Raw genomic sequence first — 18,550 nt, 5'->3', positions numbered from 1 at the left:
TAAAAATTAAAAAGGGGTAGCCGCTTTCGCGGTACCCCTTTAAAGTGTTTGCACAATTGAGCTTCAAAAATCTGCCAATCCTTTGGCTCAATGCAAACACAACCCTAACCAACTGAAAAAAAGTTTTTAGGATTGCGCATCCTTAATGATGCGCTACTCCCGCCGTATCCCTGGTTTCTGTCAGGTGTCTGGCTTTTTTATGGTAAGCCCAATAAAATACAATCGGGTATACAAACAAACTAAATAAGGTATTCGTGATTAAACCTCCGATTACTACAATCGCTAAAGGTTTTGAAGCTTCAGAACCAATCCCTGTTGATAATGCAGCAGGCATAAGGCCAATTGCAGCCATCATAGCGGTCATAATTACCGGACGCAGCCTGGTCGCAATACCATCCTTCAAAGCATCTGGGAATGACCAGGTAGGGTGGTACTTCAGCTCTGCAATATTCGACTTGAATTTGGTCAGTAGAATTACCCCGTTCTGTACACAGATTCCGAATAAGGCTATAAAACCAATACCTGCCGAAATATTAAAGTTGACACCGGATGCCAGCAGGGCTAAAACCCCTCCAACCATGGCAAAAGGAACATTGTTCAGAACCAGCAATGAATCTTTGATATTCCCGAATAAAATAAACAGGATAAAGAAGATCAGCAATAAACTGATTGGAACTGCCTGGGACAATCTTGCAGTAGCACGCTGCTGATTTTCAAAATCTCCTGCCCATTGTAATTTATATTCTTTAGGCAATTTGATTGCTGCGTTTACTTTTGCCTGCGCTTCTGCAATAGTACTTCCCATATCTCTTCCTCTGATCGAGAATTTAATCGCACCATACCGCTGGTGTTTATCACGGTATATAATACTTGGGCCGGTTACTTTTTTAATCGTGGAAATTTCACTCAACGGTACTTTTGCACCCGAAAGACTTTGTATTCTCAGGTTACCAATAGATTCCTCATTTTGTCTGAAGGAATCCGGATACCTGATCCTCAGGTCAAACTTACGTTCTCCCTCATAAATCTGGGTCGCTGCTTTACCGCCAATCGCCATTTCAATAACTGCGTTCGCATCTTCAGTTCTTACCCCATAAAGTGCCATTTTAGTCTGATCAAGGTTGATCTGCAATTCAGGCTGTCCTAAGTTCCTTAAGATCCCTAAATCTTCAATTCCTTTCACGGTTTTCAGGATATTTTCGATTTTCTCTTCTTGTTTCTCAATGAAATGAAAGTCATTTCCAAACATCTTCACTACAATTGATCCTTTTACACCAGATACCGCTTCTTCTACGTTGTCAGAGATCGGCTGAGAGAAGTTAAGACTAATCCCAGGATAACCTTTTAACCGCTCCTGCATGCGTTCAATGAGCTGTTCTTTACTCTCTTTGCGCTTCCATTCATCCTTCGGATAAATATCTACCAGGAATTCCATATTGTAAAATCCTGTCGCGTCTGTACCATCATTAGGTCTTCCGGTTTGAGATACGACTTGTTTGACCTCATCAAAGTGAAGGAAGATCTTACGGATCTCATTAGATAGTTTTTTAGTTTCATCTAAGGATATACTCAGCGGCGCACTTGCACGGACGTAAATAGAACCTTCATCGAGTGATGGTAAAAACTCTGTTCCCAGGAATTTAAAACTGAATAAACCTAAAACCAGGATAACCACTGATATGCCGAATACGAGTTTCCTTGCTTTGAAACAAGTATTGTAAAACCTGATTGTTCCGTTGGTAATGGCACGCAGGAAGAAGTTGTTTTTCTCTTTTACATTTTTATTCAACAGGACACTTGCCAGTGCGGGTACCAGAGTAAAAGTGAGGATCAATGCACCCAGTAAGGCAAAACTTAACGTCCATGCCAATGGAGAGAACATTTTCCCCTCAACTTTCTCAAAGGTAAAAATAGGTAGTAACCCTGTAATGATAATTAGCTTGGCAAAGAATATACCTTTACCATTCTCTAAACATGCTCTTTTAATGATCCCCAATTTACTCAGGCCATTGAATTTTTTCATTCCGGAAGCTTGCGCACGGTGATCCAGGGCAACGAAAATCCCCTCGACCATCACCACGGCCCCGTCTATAATAATACCGAAGTCAATCGCCCCCATCGACAGTAAGTTGGCAGACATTCCCTTTAATTTTAAACAAATAAAGGCGAACAGTAAAGCCAGGGGAATGATAATAGACACGATCAGCGTAGTCCGCCAGTCTGCCATAAATAAGAACACAATAACGGTAACGAAGATAATCCCCTCCATCATGTTGTGCATTACTGTATGGATTGCAAAGTTAACCAGGTTTTCTCTGTCATAGAAAGTGCTGATCTTCACATCCTGTGGCAGAATATTATCATTAATATCTTTAATCTTCTCTTTTAATCTGGTCAGGACCTCGCTTGGGTTTTCGCCTTTACGCATCACTACGATCCCTTCAACAACATCAGGGTCGTTATCCCGGCCTACTTGACCTAATCTTGGTAGAGCACTCTCTGTAACGTCTGCAATAGTTTTTACATAAACTGGTGTTCCGTTTACATTGTCTACAATCACGTTATTGATTTCATCAATGTTATTCAGTACGCCAATTCCGCGAACTACGTAAGCTTGACCGCCCTGATTGATTACATCACCGCCTACGTTGATATTACTTTTGGATACCGCATCAAAAAGTTCAGAGGCAGTTACACCGTATTGTATAGATTTCTGCGGGTCAACTGTGATCTGGTAGGTTTTAACCTCTCCACCAAAGCTCACTACATCGGCAATGCCAGGTACAGAAAGCAATTCTCTTTGAACTACCCAGTCCTGCAATGTTTTTAATTCCCGGATTGACTTCTTATCGCTTTTTAAAGTATAACGGAAAATTTCACCTGTTGGCCCGTAGGGAGGTTCAACTTCAGGATTTACTCCTGCAGGAATATCTGCTTCGGCAATGTGATTGTTAACCTGGACCCTGGCAAACGCATAATCTACATCATCTTCAAAGGTTATTTTTACAATGGATAACCCAAATAGTGAAGAAGAACGGATACTGGTTCTTTTTTCGGTTGGGTTCATCGCTATTTCAAGCGGTCTGGTTACAAACTTTTCTACCTCTTCGGCACTACGTCCAGGCCATTGGGTAATGATCGTAATATTCGTATTGGTTACGTCCGGAAAGGCCTCGATGGTCGTGTGCTTAAAGCTCAGGTAACCAGCCAGGATCATCACCAGGGTAGCAAAGAATATGAAGATCTTGTTTTTTAGGGAAAAACCTATGATCGTCTTAATGAATTTATTCATTATAGTGAATTTTTATCTGGTGTAAGAAAATTAGTCTTTAAGGCTTTCGTAAAGGAATACCTGCTTGGAGGCGACAATACGGTCACCTGGTTGCAGCCCTTTGCTGATATAGGCCTTATCGCCCGATTTTCTCCCTATTTCTACTTCTTGTATGCGTACTTTTTTTACTTTATCCAGTACTAGGACGTAATTTTTATTCTCGTCGAAAATGATGTTGTTTGCATTGATAGAAGGCAGGTTGACATCAGATTTTGAAGCGATTTGTACCGTAGCCATCATTCCTGGCTTTAATAAGTAACCTGGATTCGGAATACTTACCCTCGCGTGCATCACTTTACTGTCTTCATCAAGGATATTGTAAATCTTATCAATCTTTCCTGTGAAAACTTTATCAGGGTAGGAGAGAATAGAGATTTTTACGTTATCGCCTTGTTTAACACTGGAAATATCAGATTCATAGATATTGATCAAACCCCATACGGTCGATAAATCAGCTACGGTAAATAAACTCTGGCTATTGTCTGGTCTGAGCTGCATATTGCTGTTTACATTTTTCTCAATGACGAAACCTGAAATTGGTGATTTCAAAGTATAAGTTCCATTAGTGCTTCCACCGTTCAGGTTCAGCACTGCTTTACTGCGTTTTTCTTCTGCTTGTTTAACGAGGTAATTATTTTTAGCTTCTTCCAGATCTCTGGCAGATGATAAGCCGCTTTTATAGAGATCTTCAGCAAGTTTCATGCTTCTTGCTGCATTTCTCAGTTCGGCAGAAGAACTGATCGCTTCTTTATCAAATCCGGCCATTTCGGCACTTCCCATGGTGGCTAATACTTGTCCCTTGCTCACCCGGTCACCGAGTTTAACTGGCACTGAACGTACATTTCCACTCACCATCGGGAATATTTTCGCTGTGGTTTCATCATTTGGAGCTATCTTGGCAGAGAAGCTAATGTCGGTTTCACTGTTTGGATTTCTAACTGTATCAATCAGTAATCTGTTGATCAGGGAATCAGTAACAGCAAATTTTTCATCTTTAGGTGGTTCTTTAACGTGTTCTGTACAGCTTTGTAAAAATAACAAAGCGGCTATTACGCCAATGGTCAGCCTGCTGAATTGTTTGATTTGGGTTTGCATGTGTGTATTATTTGAAAATTGTAGTACCAGTTACATAATTGATTTCTTCCTTGGCATTCATTCGCTGATATTTCAGGTCGTTCATTTGCAGGGTGCTTTCTTTATAGGAGTCATAGAAGTCCATAAATTCCAGCAGGCTCAGGTTTCTGCTTTTGAAGTTCTTAATCACTTCTGTGATCAGCTTATCAAAATCACTGCTAAAGTTTTTATCGAAACCTTTGTATAAACTCTCCGTTCTTAAGGCTGATTTATAGCTATTAAAGACTTCGTTTTGTAAGGCAGATTCCTGCTGGTTCAATTGGTTTTGTCCGGCATTAATCGCAATTTTCGCTTTTTTGATCTCTCCCTGGTTTCTGTTAAATAAAGGAAGTGGGATGTGCATGCCTAATCCGGTGTAATTATTTGGATAACTTCCCTGCAAATCATAGGTTAAAGAAAACTGCACGTCAGGTACTGCGTTCGCTTTTTGTACGCTGAGGGCTTTTTGAGCATATTCAATTCCGGTTTGCGTCATTTTCAAATCTGCACGGTTGGTACGTGCTGAATCCAGCAGATTGGTGTAAACTGCTTTATCTAATTGATAAGCTTGTTCTTCTGAAGGGTCCATCACCAACATTAAATTCGCATCTGGTTTAAGGTTAGTCATCAGTTTAAGGTCTGTTTCCATATCCTCAATACTGTTTTCCAGGTTATTGTATTCTGTTTGCAAACTATAAACCAGCGATTTGATCCTGATAATATCCTTCATCGCGATATTTCCCATTTTCAATTGCTGTTCTGAAGCGGAAAGCAGTTTTTGCAAAGAGCCGATCTGTTGTTGATAAAGCTTTGCAGATTGCTGTGCGTAATAAGTTTTATAGAAGTTAGAGCGCAAATTAAATCTTAAAGTGCGCATCAGATCGAAATATTGGTATTCTGCTAATTTTACACCTGACTTAGCAAGCTGAATGTTTTTATTTCTTTTTCCGGCAAGTTTAATCAATTGAGAAATTGAAGCTTGATACTCGCCGTCTGTTTTCGAAGTTTCAAAGAATCTCTTGGTCTTGGAATTGTATAATTGGGTTTCTACATTTAATTCTGGATTATCAAATAATTTGGCGGTAATGATTTCTGCCCTTGCCTGATCTGTCTGATAGTTTTGGGCAATTAATTGATAATTGTTTTGTATAAATAGCTTTTCTGCTTCGGGCAGACTGATTTTGAGCGTGTCAGTTGCCTGAGCTGCTGCGTTTTCGGAGAAGCCTAGCAGAGCGAAGCCGAAGATTAACAGTTGATATTTCAGGAAGTTAGAGGTCATTTGCTTAATATTTTAAACAAATCTAATTTCGAGAAATTAAAGGTGAATTAAAGGGATATTAAAAACTGATTAAAATGAATGAAATTCAATACGGAAAGTAGTACCAATACCATTAGATGACGTTACTGTGATTTTTCCATTAAACAGCGTGATGATTTTATGCGCCATATATAAGCCCATGCCATTGCCTGCATGTTCTGATTTGTGTGAGGAACTGTAAAAGGGTTTAAAGATTTCCTCCAATTTAGCTTCGGGTATGCCTACGCCATGATCACTTATCGTTACTGTCATTCCTGCGGGTGAAATATCCAGGTTGCAGCTAACTTGCTGGTCATCTGAGAATTTAAAAGCATTGCTGATAATATTGTCCAGTGCAATTTGCAGCAAGGTAGGGTTTGCAGTAATGATTAGCGGTGCATCATCAGTCATCGGCAGGTTTGTCATTTCTACCAGCAGCTTGTTTGGGCCTTTATGCTTGTTCCATTCTGCTTGCAATTGCCAGATCAGCTCATCCATACGGATTTGCTCAGCGAGTGAAGAACTATATTCGAGATCGGCCTGTGCGAGATTAAAAAGCGCAGTGATGATATTTTCCAGTTTTTCTGCATCTTCCAGAACCGAGTGAAGTGCTTTTTCATAATCTTGTTTCTGGCGATCTTTGGAAAGCGCAATTTCAGCTCCGATAATCATCCGGGTAACGGGTGTCCGCAGTTCATGAGAGGCGTTGGCAACAAATGTCTTTTGTAAAATAAAAGAGTGTTCCAAATGCTCCATCAGGTTATTGAAATTCTGTGCCAGTAAAGTGATCTCGTCTTTATTGGTTCCTTCTTCTACTCTGAAATGGAGGTTGTTTGACTTGATTAATTTGACCTGGCCGATGAATACATCAAGCGGAGATAATATTCTTTTAGCGATCCATCTGCCAGAAAGCAGCAGACCAAGAAAGATGATGATAAATACGCCAATCATCACTTTTAATAACTTATGGATTCTTAGCGTTGTACCTTGATCAATCGCAGAGGCGAGGATCACAAAATCTCCCTGGTTATCTTTATAGAAAATTCCGACTACCTGTCTTTCTCCTTCTTTGAAACGGACTTTTCCCATTTCTCTAACTTTATCAATAGTCTGACTGCTCCAGAATTGCTGGTCATCACCAATAAAAGCGGCACTGTTTCGCTCATTGTAAATGCGGATGACTTCTCCGTTCAGTTTTTCCAGATACTGTGTTCTTACTTTATTCAAAGCTTCATCTGAAATTTCATCTGCTTCAAGGTAAAGTTTGGCCGTGACCATAGTCCTGTCGGTCAGGCGGTCAAAAAACTCTGACTCCATTACTTTTTTGAAGGTGAAGTAGGTCACGGATAGTACACATAGGAGTGTAATTGTACTGATCAGCGTAAAATATAAAGCCAGGCGGTCTTTGATCTTCATGGAATTGTTTACTTCATGATATAACCCATACCAATTTTCGTATGAATTATTTTCTTGTCAAATCCCTTTTCGATCTTATTGCGCAGGAAGTTTACATAAACATCTATCACATTAGTGCCGGTATCAAAACTAATATCCCAGGCATTTTCCGCAATGTATTGTCTGGATAAAAGACGGTTTGGATTTTTAAGGAAGAGCTCAAGCAGCGTAAATTCTTTCGCAGTAAGTGTAATGTCCTTACCTGCACGCTGAACAGTCTTGGAATAGGTATCCATAAGAATATCTTCAAAACTAAGGGTGTGTTTGAGCTGACTTTGTACGGTTTGCTGTCTTCTGAGCATAGCCTCAATGCGGGCCAGCAATTCTTTGAAATGGAAAGGTTTGACCAGGTAATCGTCAGCACCGGAATTGAGCCCCAGTACTTTATCATCAATGGAACCTAATGCGGTTAGCATCAGGATGGGAACTTCTTTATTGGTTTGTCTGATCTGACGGCAAACTTCAATGCCGTTCATACCGGGCATCATTACGTCAAGGATCAACAGATCGAATTGCTCTTCCTGAAAGGTATAAAGGGCCATTATGCCATCAGGGATAGTAGTGACATTATAATTATGTTCTTCCAGTCCGGTTTTAACCAGGCTGGCTATTTTTACATCATCTTCTGCTAATCCGATATTAAACATTTGCTGCTCGGGGTTGGTTGAGCTACAAAGGTAACTATCTAAATCCAAACTCATTCATTCCCTTTTTGACCGTCTTTAAACTCTTTAACGCCCTGGCCCAGGCCTTTCATCAGTTCAGGAATTTTTTTACCTCCAAAAAGGAGTAACACAACAACCAGGATAACAAGGATTTCTGGGGTGCCCAATGCGGCTAAAATAGGGTGCTGAAGCATATTATTTTGATTAGTGGTGAGATTTAAAGTCTGTCCGGGTTTTATGAATATGGGCCGGACAGGCTTATGGTGTGTTTTGTTTGAACAAAAGTAAAATGGGATAATTAAAGTCTTGTTAAAACGGGATTAAAATGAGGTTAAAATGTTGAAGGTTAAGGAATTTGTTAGTTTTTTGAAATTAAATTAACTCTAATTGAACGATGTGGGGTAAATAGGGTTATGAACAATTACATAGATGAAATCAAGTTAATATTAAGTAAGGCAAGGCAGAAAGCTTATACAGCTGTAAATACAGCGATGGTGGAGGCATACTGGGTAATAGGCAAACGTATTGTTGAACAAGAACAGCACGGGGCAGAAAAAGCAGTTTATGGAGAAGCGATACTGAAAGAACTTTCTAAAGCTTTGACTTTTGAATTTGGGAAAGGATTTTCCTATGCTAATCTTCGTAATTTTAGGCAATTTTATCTTATTTATCCTGATAATGAGAATTGCTACACACTGTGTAGCAATTTGACATGGAGTCATAACAGGCTTATTATGAGGATTGAGGATAAAGAAGCGAGAACTTATTATTTAAGTGAAGCGGCAGAGCAAGGTTGGAGTGTTCGCACACTTGAACGCAATATTAATACCTTCTATTATCAAAGACTTTTATCGTCCTGATTGCAGAAGTTGAACGTGAAAAAGTGAAATTAAATCTGTTTAACAGTGACGAAGGTTGCATTGAAAGCCTGATTGGACCAGATTAAAATATTGTTAATCACTATTAATCAAAGCTTAATCTTTCTTTCCCATATAAAATTGTACCTTTGCAAAATTGTTAGTCATTATTATGGGTTGATCCTGAATTTCAGCCTGTTAAATGTAGACAATAATTGCATTAAATATATTTATGAAGAAGATTGTCGATTACAGAAAATTGTTAGGTGTTCAAAAAGATGCCGAGCTGAAAGAGCTTAAAACCATTTACAGAAATTTAATGAAGGAATATCATCCTGATAAATTTCAAGAAAGTGATGAAGCTAAATTAGCTGCTGAAACAAAAAGTAAAGAAATTATTGAAGCCTATCATTTCCTGGTTAGCATTGCTCCTGAAACACTTGCTGGCTCAATTGAAGAATATACAAGTACAATCACTTCATGTGGTATTGCTGATTATAACTGGGCTGGCCTGGTACTTACCGTTCATTTCCTTGATGGAAGCGGATACGAGTATTTTGAAGTTCCAAAAGCAATTTATGTGAAATTGGTCAATGCAGATTCTCCAGGAAGATTTGCACGTCGTCATATCTTCAATTCTTTTCCTTACAGAAACATAGTAAAATTAGAAACAGCTTAATTCCTGTTCTGATTTAACGAATAGATTCACTTATCCTGTTTCGGCAGGATAAGCTTATACCGTCGGTCAGCGTGCTTTTTGTAGCCTCCTATAAAGAACATACTGGCCGATAAATTTTTAAGTATTTCCCGCAACAATAATAAGCTGCATGATTGTTCAGCATAAAAGACGTTATTTGATCCTGCAAAGTATCTCAATTCGTACATTATGCAACATCTGATTGACGCAGATCACCACAACATCCTCCCATCACATGGCGAGGCATTGTTATTCCCGGATTTCTTTACTACACAAGAGAGCGATAGTTATTTTGACCATTTTAAGCATGATATTTCCTGGATACAGGAACCTGCCGTTCAATTTGGTAAAAAGAAAATGGAACCTCGTTTAACGGCTTTTTCCGGTGATGAAAATGCGGAATATCATCAGGGGAGCTTAATGCTGAAAGCCCGGTACTGGACTGTACCTTTGTTAAATATCAAAACGAAACTCGAAGCTAAATTTGAAACTTCATTCAATGAATGTTTACTGAACTATTATCGGGACGGAAAAGATTATATGGGCTGGCACCGGGATAATGCGCATGCTCTAGGAGAATACCCTGTTATTGTTACGGTGAGCTTTGGGGCAACAAGAATTTTTCAGTTCAGGGACTATAAGGAAAAGGTACCTGTGGTTTCTCTGGAACTGGATCATGGTAGTGTTTTATTCATCAAAGGACAAACTCAGGAATTTTGGGAGCAGCGTTTACCTAAAACTTCTATTTTGGTTGGGCCAAGAATTAATTTAATTTTCAGGCTGATGCTGAAAAAGGGATTTTCTGATCATCTCTAACCTATCGTATTAAAATAGCTCTTTACAGCAAAATAGCTCCGTTCATCAATGTGCAATTGTTGCAGCTAAGTCAAAATTCCCTGTCCTTTCTGAATGATAAAATAATAGGCTTACATTTGCTAACAGTGTTAACTTAGGTAGATCAAATGGGAATAGTGGAGCGCAAAATGCGTCATAAAGAAGAAATCCGTACTGGAATTCTGGGTGCTGCATGGCATATGGTAGTAACTGATGGCTGGCAATCACTTTCCATCCGGAAGATAGCCGATGCCATAGAATATAGTATTCCGGTTATCTATAATCACTTTGAAAATAAAGAAGCGATATTGCTTGAATTTTCCAAAGAAGGTTATCAGAAATTAGCTTTAGCCTTGCAAGAGTCAAAAGACTCAGTGACTTTACCTGCAGACCAGCTGAAAGTGATGGCAATTGCTTATTGGGATTTTGCTTTTGAAAATAAAGAATACTATCAATTGATGTTCGGTCTGGGAATTCCAGCATGTGAAATGGTCAATCAGATCACAGAAATTAAAGAAATGACCAGTATCCTGGTTTCTACTATACGTGAGGCCTTAATCCAGGCTAAGAATGAAGAAGCTGACTATTTCTTAAAATATCATGGCTACTGGTCCATCCTGCATGGTCTTGTTTCTATACAAATGATTGAAAACAGTGGTAAAACTGATGCTTTTAAAAAGATGATTTTAAAAGATGCAATCAGTGGGTTCTGCAGATCCCTTGCTTTATAAGAAGCGGCAGGATTGTTGTTGGTTCAGGGAAAAATATTAAGTTTACGCTTAAATTAAAACTCATACAGACCGATGAACAGATTATTTAACACGAATTACAATCACAGAGGCCTTGATTTTGTTTTACTGATCTTAAGGATTGGTGTAGCTGGTCTGATGCTTTCTCATGGAATACCTAAACTTGAATTGCTGCTTGCCGGTGGTGAAATTAAATTTATGGACCCTATTGGCCTTGGTGATACTACGACTTTGGTTTTAGCTGTTTTTGCAGAGGTAATCTGTTCGGTATTAATTCTTCTGGGCGTTGCCGTACGTTTAGCTGTCCTTCCTTTAATGGTGACTATGCTGATCGCTATATTTGTTGCTCATGGTAATGATGGACTCAAAGAAAAGGAACTGGCTATCCATTATCTCCTTACTTACATTGTTTTGTTATTTGCTGGTGGTGGAAGATTGAGCATTGATAGTATCATCAGCCAGAAGTCTGCCAGAGCCAGAAGAAGTTACTAGCCGGGCAATAATTCCCGGTTAAACCGTTATTAGTAGAATATTAAAGAAATGTATATGAACAGGATAGTATTGATTTGCCTGACGGTAATGACAGTGATGGGATGCGGCGTGAATAAACAAGCACAGCAAATCAAAGCACTTGAAAATTGTAAGTACAGAATCGTTTCGGCTGAAAATCTTTCAGTGGCCGGAGCAGATGTGAAGAAAATAGTAAGTGGTCAGGATATTAACCTGGCAAGCTTACCAGGTTTGGCATTCGGACTGCTTAGAAGAGACGTTCCTTTTCGCGCCAGGCTAAATATGGAAATTTCTAACCCTTCAGGTAACCTTGCTGCAATCAATCAATTTGAATATAAAGTGCTGATCAATAAACAAGAACTGGCTAACGGTTTTGTGAATCAGCAGGTAAGTATTCCTGCAGGTCAGTCTGTAGTTGTACCGGTAGATTTGAATGTGAATGTTTACCAGTTTATTTCTAACCAGAAAGTAATGTCTGAAATTTCAGATTTCTTACGTGGTGGTGCAAATGGCGGCTCAGAAAGAAAAGGATTGGTGACGCTAAAAATCAGACCTAGTATTATGGTAGGAGGGGTTTTAGTGAAATATCCTGGTTTTATCAGCATCGATAAAGAAGTGAGCAGTAAAATCCTGCTATAATTTGACAACATTGTTACCAACATTTATTTCCAAATAAACGGATAGACAGGGTTATTTTAATTATTTTCGACAATTGATCTAACCCTGTTATGCGGAATCGTCTGTTTTTTCTTTGTTTACTATCCTATGCCCCATTTTTTGGTAAAGCCCAGCAAGTTGAACTCAATGCTGCGGAAATCAGGCAGGGATTAGCCAGCTTAAACGTTACTGGAAGTGTGCTATATATTGCTGCACATCCTGATGACGAAAATACCCGGCTACTGGCTTATCTCTCTAAGGAGAGAAAAGTAAGGACTGGTTATTTATCATTGACCAGGGGTGATGGCGGACAAAACCTGATAGGTACCGAACAAGGAGAGCTATTAGGATTGATTCGTACGCAGGAACTCTTGGCTGCAAGGCGGATGGACGGCGCAGAACAGTTTTTTACCCGGGCAAATGACTTCGGTTTCTCTAAAAATTCGGCAGAAAGCTTTAAGATATGGAATAAAGAACAGATCCTTTCAGATGTGGTCTGGGTGATCCGTAAGTTTCAGCCGGATGTGATTATTACCCGTTTCCCGGAAGATGCACGTGCAGGTCATGGGCATCACGCAGCCTCGGCAATTCTTGCCAGGGAAGCTTTTGTTGCTGCTGCAGATCCCAAACGTTTTCCTGAACAGCTTAAACAAGTTAAAGTCTGGCAGGCGAAACGGATTTTATGGAATACCTTTAATTTTGGTTCTACCAATACCACTGCCGATGATCAGCTGAAAATTGACGTGGGTGTTTTTAATCCTTTATTAGGAAAAGGTTATGGTGAAATTGCAGCCGAAAGCCGCTCTAACCATAAAAGCCAGGGCTTCGGATCTGCAAAACAGCGTGGCTCAGCTATAGAATTTTTTAGCCCGGTAGGTGGTCAGGCAGCCAAAACAGATCTGTTTGACGGGATTAACCTGAACCTCGATAGAAATAAAGGAACAGAAAAAGCACAGCAAATACTCAATGGAGTGATTGCTGATTATGATTCTTCAGATCCTTCAAAATCCATCAATGCCTTATTACAATTGAGAGAAGAAGTCAAAGATTTGCCTTTTAAACATCAGCAGCTGGATGAATTGATTTTAGCCTGTGCAGGTATCTGGATAGAAACTACGGTTCCAGAACCATCTTATGCGATTAATGATTCAATCCCTGTCACTATCAATGCAATATCAAGGGTGCGAAAATATTTTCCGATTCGAATTTCTTTACAGGAATTAAATCCGGAGCATACAGAAGAATTGATTCCGAACCACATGCTGACCGGAGAAACTAAAATCTCAGCCCGTCAAATCGGTTTGACTCAGCCTTACTGGCTGGAGAAAAAACATCCTATAGGCAGCTATATCATTGATTCTTTGAAAAACCTGAGTTTACCTGAAGCTGTAGCTCCTGTTGCCGGAGTATTCAGGGTATTATTTGGCAACCAGGCTATTGAAGTTACACGACCACTGGTCTATAAACATACCGATGCGGTAAAAGGAGAATTATATCAGCCATTAGTGGTTGCGCCTCCTGTTACAGCTACGCTGGCCGAACATTCTTTTGTCTTTACCAATAATTCTCCTAAAACAATTACTGTACAGTTAAAGAGTTTTGAAGCAAATGCTAAAGGGGTACTTCAGCCGGCTATTCCTTCCGGATGGAAAGTTACTCCGGAAAAGGTTGATTTTGACCTTCGTGAAAAAGGGCAGGAGCAGAATGTTGAATTTACGGTTACGCCTGCTGGTCAGGTTTCTGAAGGTCAGCTCTCTTTCTCTGTAAAGGTGGATGGAGAAACTTATCAAAAAGGACTGAAGGTGATCGGATATGATCATATTCCGGTACAGACTTTATTTCCTGTGGCAGAAGCCCGGGTGGAAAGAGTTGATTTGAAATTTGCCGGTAAAAGAATTGGCTATATCGCAGGTGCCGGAGATTTAATCCCGGAGTCACTGATGCAAATCGGCTACCAGGTGACCAGACTAACTGAAAATCAGGTCATCAATGGTAATCTTTCTGGTTATGATGCGATTATTACTGGTGTACGCTTGTATAACATCAATGATAAAATAGCACTCATGCAGCCAAAGCTAATGAGTTATGTTAAAGAAGGTGGTGTTTTACTGGTTCAGTACAATGTAAATTCACCGCTGAAAATTACAGAGCTTGGTCCTTATCCTTTTCAGCTTAGCCGTGACAGGGTCACTGAGGAAGATGCGAAAGTTACTTTTCTGAAACCTGCTCACCCGGCGTTAAACTTCCCTAATCAAATTACAGCGAAAGATTTTGAGGGCTGGATTCAGGAACGCGGTTTATATTTCGCTACTGGCATTGATGCACATTATACCCCGATTTTACAGATGAATGATACCGGAGAACAAGCAAGTAATGGTTCATTGCTAGTTACTGATTTTGGAAAAGGTAAGTTTGTTTATACTTCTCTGGCCTTTTTCAGAGAGCTGCCTGCTGGTGTTCCCGGGGCATACAGATTATTTGTGAACCTGATTTCTAAATAATACAGCACAAAATGAAAACTGAAAAACGCAGCACTGAATTGCCACCTTTTGTGAAAAGCTGGAAACAGTTTTACTGGTTGCTGGCAGGTTGGCTGGTTTTCCTGATCCTGTGCTTTTACCTATTTACCCGATACTTTGAATGAGTTATACTGACTGGGCAGTTTTATGCTGTACACTGATTGCAATTGTCTCTTACGGCGTTTACAAGAGCAGAGGTGCAAAGGACATTGATGGATATTTATTGGGGAACCGATCTTTGCCATGGTATAGTGTGTGTCTGTCTGTGATGGCTACTCAGGCCAGTGCGATTACTTTTTTATCAGCTCCGGGACTGGCCTACTCGTCAGGAATGAGCTTTGTACAATTTTACTTTGGTTTGCCTCTAGCCATGATTGTGCTGTGCGTAACCTTTGTTCCTATATTCCACCGGCTAAAAGTTTATACAGCTTATGAATACCTGGAACAGCGTTTTGATTTAAAAACCCGTGCATTGACTGCTTTTCTGTTTTTAATACAAAGAGGTTTGTCCACAGGGATTACCATTTATGCGCCTTCTATTATCCTGTCCACTATTTTAGATATTAATACGACGTATACCACTTTAGTTATTGGAGGTATTGTAGTCGCTTATACTGTTTATGGGGGCACTAAAGCTGTATCCTATACACAAATGCTGCAAATGAGTATTATCTTCTGCGGATTATTTGCTGCTGGAATTATGGTTGTTCATTTACTGCCGGGGGATGTTGGATTTGGTAAAGCCATTAGTATTGCCGGGAAGATGGGCAGAACCAATGCAATCGATTTTAAGTTTGACTGGAATAATCCCTATACGGTCTGGAGTGGATTAATAGGTGGTTTTTTCCTTCAGTTATCTTATTTCGGAACAGATCAGAGCCAGGTTGGGCGGTACTTAACAGGTGCATCTGTAAGTGAAAGCCGATTGGGCTTACTGATGAATGGACTCGTGAAAATACCGATGCAGTTTCTGATACTTTTGATAGGTGTACTCGTTTTTACTTTTTATCAGTACAATAAACCACCAGTATTCTTTAATAGTTTTGAGCTGAATAAACTGGAGAAAAGTAAATATAATCCGCAGCTGGACCAGCTGAAAAAGGATTATGAGAAAGCCTTTGAAGAGAAACAAACAGAAGTTAATAAATTGAATGATGCCTTAGATCAGCAGAATAAGCCTGTAATTGATCAGCAAAGAATTGCATTGAAGAAAGCTGATGAACAAACCAAGGTGGTTCGTAAACAAGTCACCGATCTGATGCTGCAAAATGATCCCGGTGCTGATGTCAATGATAACAATTATATCTTTCTAAGTTTCGTGACCAAGTATCTGCCTAAGGGGCTGATAGGGCTGCTTATTGCGATTATATTCCTGGCTTCTATGGGGTCTACTGCAAGTGCTTTAAATTCACTGGCTTCTACCAGTGTAATTGATATTTATAAAAGATTAATCAATAAGAATGCGACCGAAGAAAACTATCTGAAAGCATCAAGGTGGTCAACAGTTATCTGGGGATTGGTTTGTATCGCAATGGCTTTATATGCCAGTAAAATAGGAAACCTGATTGAGGCTGTTAATATACTGGGTTCTTATATTTATGGAACTATCCTTGGTGTATTCTTAGTAGCTTTTTACTTGAAACATGTCAATGGCAGAGCAGTTTTTTATGCTGCTATTGCAACTGAGGCTGTTGTTTGTATTTGTGGCTATCAGAAAGTAGTGGCTTATTTATGGCTGAACGTGATCGGCTGTTTGCTTGTAGTATTGCTTTCCTTGTTCTTCCAGGCTGTATTAAAGAAAAAAGAAATCACTACTTAAACGGGAAGCTCTACATAAAATACGGAACCCTGGCCCGCTTCACTTTCCACCCATATTTTTCCTCCATGCCGCTCAATAATTTGTTTGGAGATAGCCAGGCCCAGCCCAAAGGGTTGTTCGCCTGCTGTGCCAGATCTTTTAGCCTGACCAAACATGTCAAAGATCTTGTTTTGAATAGCAGTTGGTACGCCTATACCATGATCCTCCACGGCAATTAACACTGAGTCTTGTTTTTCTTTCAGGCTCACTGTAATCGTTGCTGATTCGGGGCTGAACTTAATTGCATTTCCAATCAGATTACTCATTACCCGCCACATTTTCTCCATATTCAACGGAATGATCACCTGTGTTCCATATAAAACCAACTGCTGATTTTTCTCCTTTGCTTTATGGCGGAGCAGGTTCACACAGTAATTAAGCAGTACATATAAATCAACGGGTTCTTTCTGAAGGTTTTCTATTTTACTATTTGATTTCAGCAAGTCATTCACAAGTGAAAGGGAGTTTTGTCCTGAAGTCTTAATCATGCCGAGCATTTGCAGATCATCTTCAGAACGGTCTTGTTCCAACAGCATTAAATTGGCCATAGAAGTAATGTTTCCAATTGGATTCCGGAGGTCATGTGCTACAATCATCATCACCCTGACATTTTCCTCCTGACTTTGTTCCAGCGAGTCTAGGGTCTGCTGCATATTTATATTTTGTTCACTGATTTGTTTATTCAGTTTCCTGGAACGTTTTAGGTTATGCCAGATAAAAAAGAGGATAATCATAACCATCAGCATGCAAATAACCGCAGCTGAGAGATAGGCTGTTTTTAACTGATTGTCCTTATTCAGCAGCTTCATCCGGTACTTTTGTGCAGTATCTTTAAATGCCTGATCTATATCTATATTCTTTTGATGTTTATCAATCTTATAGATAGAATCGCGGCCTTTATGATATTTTTTCAGATAAGGATAGGCGGTTAAAGGTTCTTTTCTTTTATCATGATATTCATACCTGAGCCTGAACCAATTTAAACGGGTACCAAAGTTTAGCTGATTCGCACCTGGTTTACTGGATAAATAAACCTGCAATTCATTTAAAAGGCGATCTGCTTTTTTAAAATTTGAATACCTGATATACAATTCCGCTAATTTAAGTTTAGCAGTTTGTGCATCCTGAATATCATAACCCGGATGGTCATTAATCAAAATGCTCTGTGTCAGGAATTTTTCCGCCTCCTCATAATTGTTGTTTCTGGCATAGATACCGCCGAGGTTCCCATAGATTACTCCATTGGCAGAAGAGATAAAGGATTCCCTTTTAGAGAATTGATCTTTTTTACTGGCGATGAATGTTAATGCTTTCTGGTAATAAAAAATGGCACTATCCGGGTGACCTGATCTTTCAAAACACATGGCTATAGTATTCAGGTTGGTTTGCGGAAAGATAAAGAGGCGATCAAATCCCATATTCGGTTTGCAGTCTTTATTTTCTGCGATAGCTTCTTTAAAATAGGGAATAGCTTTATGATACTGTTCCTGTGAAAATCTCACTAAGCCCAGCTTATTGCTGAAAATAGAGAGCGAACAATCTTCCAGGTTCTTTAGCGCAAAAGACCTTCCATCGTAATAACTTTTAAATGCTTCAGTATATCTTTTTTCTGCCATGAACACTTCCCCAAGAAAGAAAAGTCCATTTGCGTATTCTTCTTTATATAACTTTTCATGACCTTTTAAAATGTGGAATATACTATCGGTATAAAGCCGGGCTTTATCTGTATCGAAATCATAATGCAGGTAAATGTTTATCAGGTTCTCATATTTTCTATAAGTGTCCTTAATGCCTGGATTTGCAAAAGAGTGGTAGGCAGAATCGAGATACACTGCGGCTTGTTTAGGCTGGCCATGACCAATAAAGGCAGATGCCTGATTAATGACCGTATCGAAATGTGCTTTATGGTTTTCAGGAGGCCCGGGTACAGGATTACAGGATACAGCGATCAGGGTATAAGCTATACACAGCAGCAAAATAATGTTTTTACATATTCCTTGAATACGGA

The 18,550-nt window shown here is 39.5% G+C and carries 15 protein-coding genes; 8 read left to right on the top strand and 7 right to left on the bottom strand.

The annotated features are described in order from the left end of the window. Positions 1-142 precede the first annotated feature (142 nt). From LY11_RS14255 to tatA, 6 genes are all read right to left on the bottom strand, one after another. Positions 143-3,292, bottom strand: coding sequence for an efflux RND transporter permease subunit (locus LY11_RS14255; RefSeq protein WP_111634337.1), 3,150 nt, complete (start codon positions 3,290-3,292; stop codon positions 143-145). Between the two features lie 30 nt (positions 3,293-3,322). Next, entirely contained in the window at positions 3,323-4,426 is a 1,104-nt protein-coding gene (locus tag LY11_RS14250; protein ID WP_111634336.1) for an efflux RND transporter periplasmic adaptor subunit, read from the bottom strand. A gap of 7 nt (positions 4,427-4,433) precedes the next feature. Continuing rightward, a complete protein-coding gene (locus LY11_RS14245; protein WP_111634335.1) occupies positions 4,434-5,723 on the bottom strand; it encodes a TolC family protein in 1,290 nt (429 codons plus the stop codon). Between the two features lie 69 nt (positions 5,724-5,792). After that, positions 5,793-7,157: a sensor histidine kinase gene (locus LY11_RS14240; protein WP_111634334.1), complete on the bottom strand. Its 1,365-nt coding sequence runs from the start codon at positions 7,155-7,157 to the stop codon at positions 5,793-5,795. Positions 7,158-7,165: 8 nt separating this feature from the next. Further along, the gene (locus LY11_RS14235) at positions 7,166-7,843 is read right to left on the bottom strand and encodes a response regulator transcription factor (RefSeq protein WP_111634355.1); all 678 of its coding nucleotides are present in this window, start codon (positions 7,841-7,843) and stop codon (positions 7,166-7,168) included. 50 nt (positions 7,844-7,893) lie between these two features. Then, positions 7,894-8,055, bottom strand: a complete 162-nt coding sequence (gene tatA, locus LY11_RS14230) for a twin-arginine translocase TatA/TatE family subunit (RefSeq protein ID WP_111634333.1) — start codon at positions 8,053-8,055, stop codon at positions 7,894-7,896. A gap of 219 nt (positions 8,056-8,274) precedes the next feature. Between tatA and LY11_RS14225 the strand changes: the two genes are divergently transcribed. From LY11_RS14225 to LY11_RS14190, 8 genes are all read left to right on the top strand, one after another. Then, positions 8,275-8,721 (top strand): DUF1016 N-terminal domain-containing protein, encoded by a 447-nt coding sequence (locus tag LY11_RS14225; RefSeq protein ID WP_111634332.1) that lies wholly within the window; start codon positions 8,275-8,277, stop codon positions 8,719-8,721. Between the two features lie 229 nt (positions 8,722-8,950). After that, complete coding sequence (locus LY11_RS14220; RefSeq protein WP_068402759.1) at positions 8,951-9,397, top strand: KTSC domain-containing protein; 447 nt, start codon at positions 8,951-8,953, stop codon at positions 9,395-9,397. 207 nt (positions 9,398-9,604) lie between these two features. Further along, positions 9,605-10,231 carry an alpha-ketoglutarate-dependent dioxygenase AlkB family protein gene (locus tag LY11_RS14215; protein ID WP_111634331.1) on the top strand — a complete coding sequence of 209 codons (627 nt, stop codon included), beginning with the start codon at positions 9,605-9,607 and terminating at the stop codon, positions 10,229-10,231. Between the two features lie 146 nt (positions 10,232-10,377). Beyond that, positions 10,378-10,980 carry a TetR/AcrR family transcriptional regulator gene (locus LY11_RS14210; RefSeq protein ID WP_111634330.1) on the top strand — a complete coding sequence of 201 codons (603 nt, stop codon included), beginning with the start codon at positions 10,378-10,380 and terminating at the stop codon, positions 10,978-10,980. Positions 10,981-11,052: 72 nt separating this feature from the next. Next, positions 11,053-11,490 carry a DoxX family protein gene (locus tag LY11_RS14205; RefSeq protein ID WP_111634329.1) on the top strand — a complete coding sequence of 146 codons (438 nt, stop codon included), beginning with the start codon at positions 11,053-11,055 and terminating at the stop codon, positions 11,488-11,490. 54 nt (positions 11,491-11,544) lie between these two features. Further along, positions 11,545-12,147 (top strand): hypothetical protein, encoded by a 603-nt coding sequence (locus LY11_RS14200; protein ID WP_111634354.1) that lies wholly within the window; start codon positions 11,545-11,547, stop codon positions 12,145-12,147. A gap of 89 nt (positions 12,148-12,236) precedes the next feature. After that, positions 12,237-14,666, top strand: a complete 2,430-nt coding sequence (locus tag LY11_RS14195) for a PIG-L family deacetylase (protein ID WP_111634328.1) — start codon at positions 12,237-12,239, stop codon at positions 14,664-14,666. A gap of 139 nt (positions 14,667-14,805) precedes the next feature. Further along, entirely contained in the window at positions 14,806-16,503 is a 1,698-nt protein-coding gene (locus LY11_RS14190) for a sodium:solute symporter (protein WP_111634327.1), read from the top strand. On the opposite strand, the gene LY11_RS14185 is transcribed toward LY11_RS14190, so the two are convergent. Then, a complete protein-coding gene (locus LY11_RS14185) occupies positions 16,500-18,518 on the bottom strand; it encodes a tetratricopeptide repeat-containing sensor histidine kinase (protein WP_170132686.1) in 2,019 nt (672 codons plus the stop codon). The two genes, LY11_RS14190 and LY11_RS14185, sit on opposite strands and share 4 nt — an antisense overlap. Positions 18,519-18,550: the final 32 nt, after the last annotated feature.

The organism is Pedobacter cryoconitis (genome assembly GCF_003259615.1).
Classification (GTDB): domain Bacteria; phylum Bacteroidota; class Bacteroidia; order Sphingobacteriales; family Sphingobacteriaceae; genus Pedobacter; species Pedobacter cryoconitis.
This window is presented reverse-complemented; position numbering and strand designations above follow the sequence as displayed.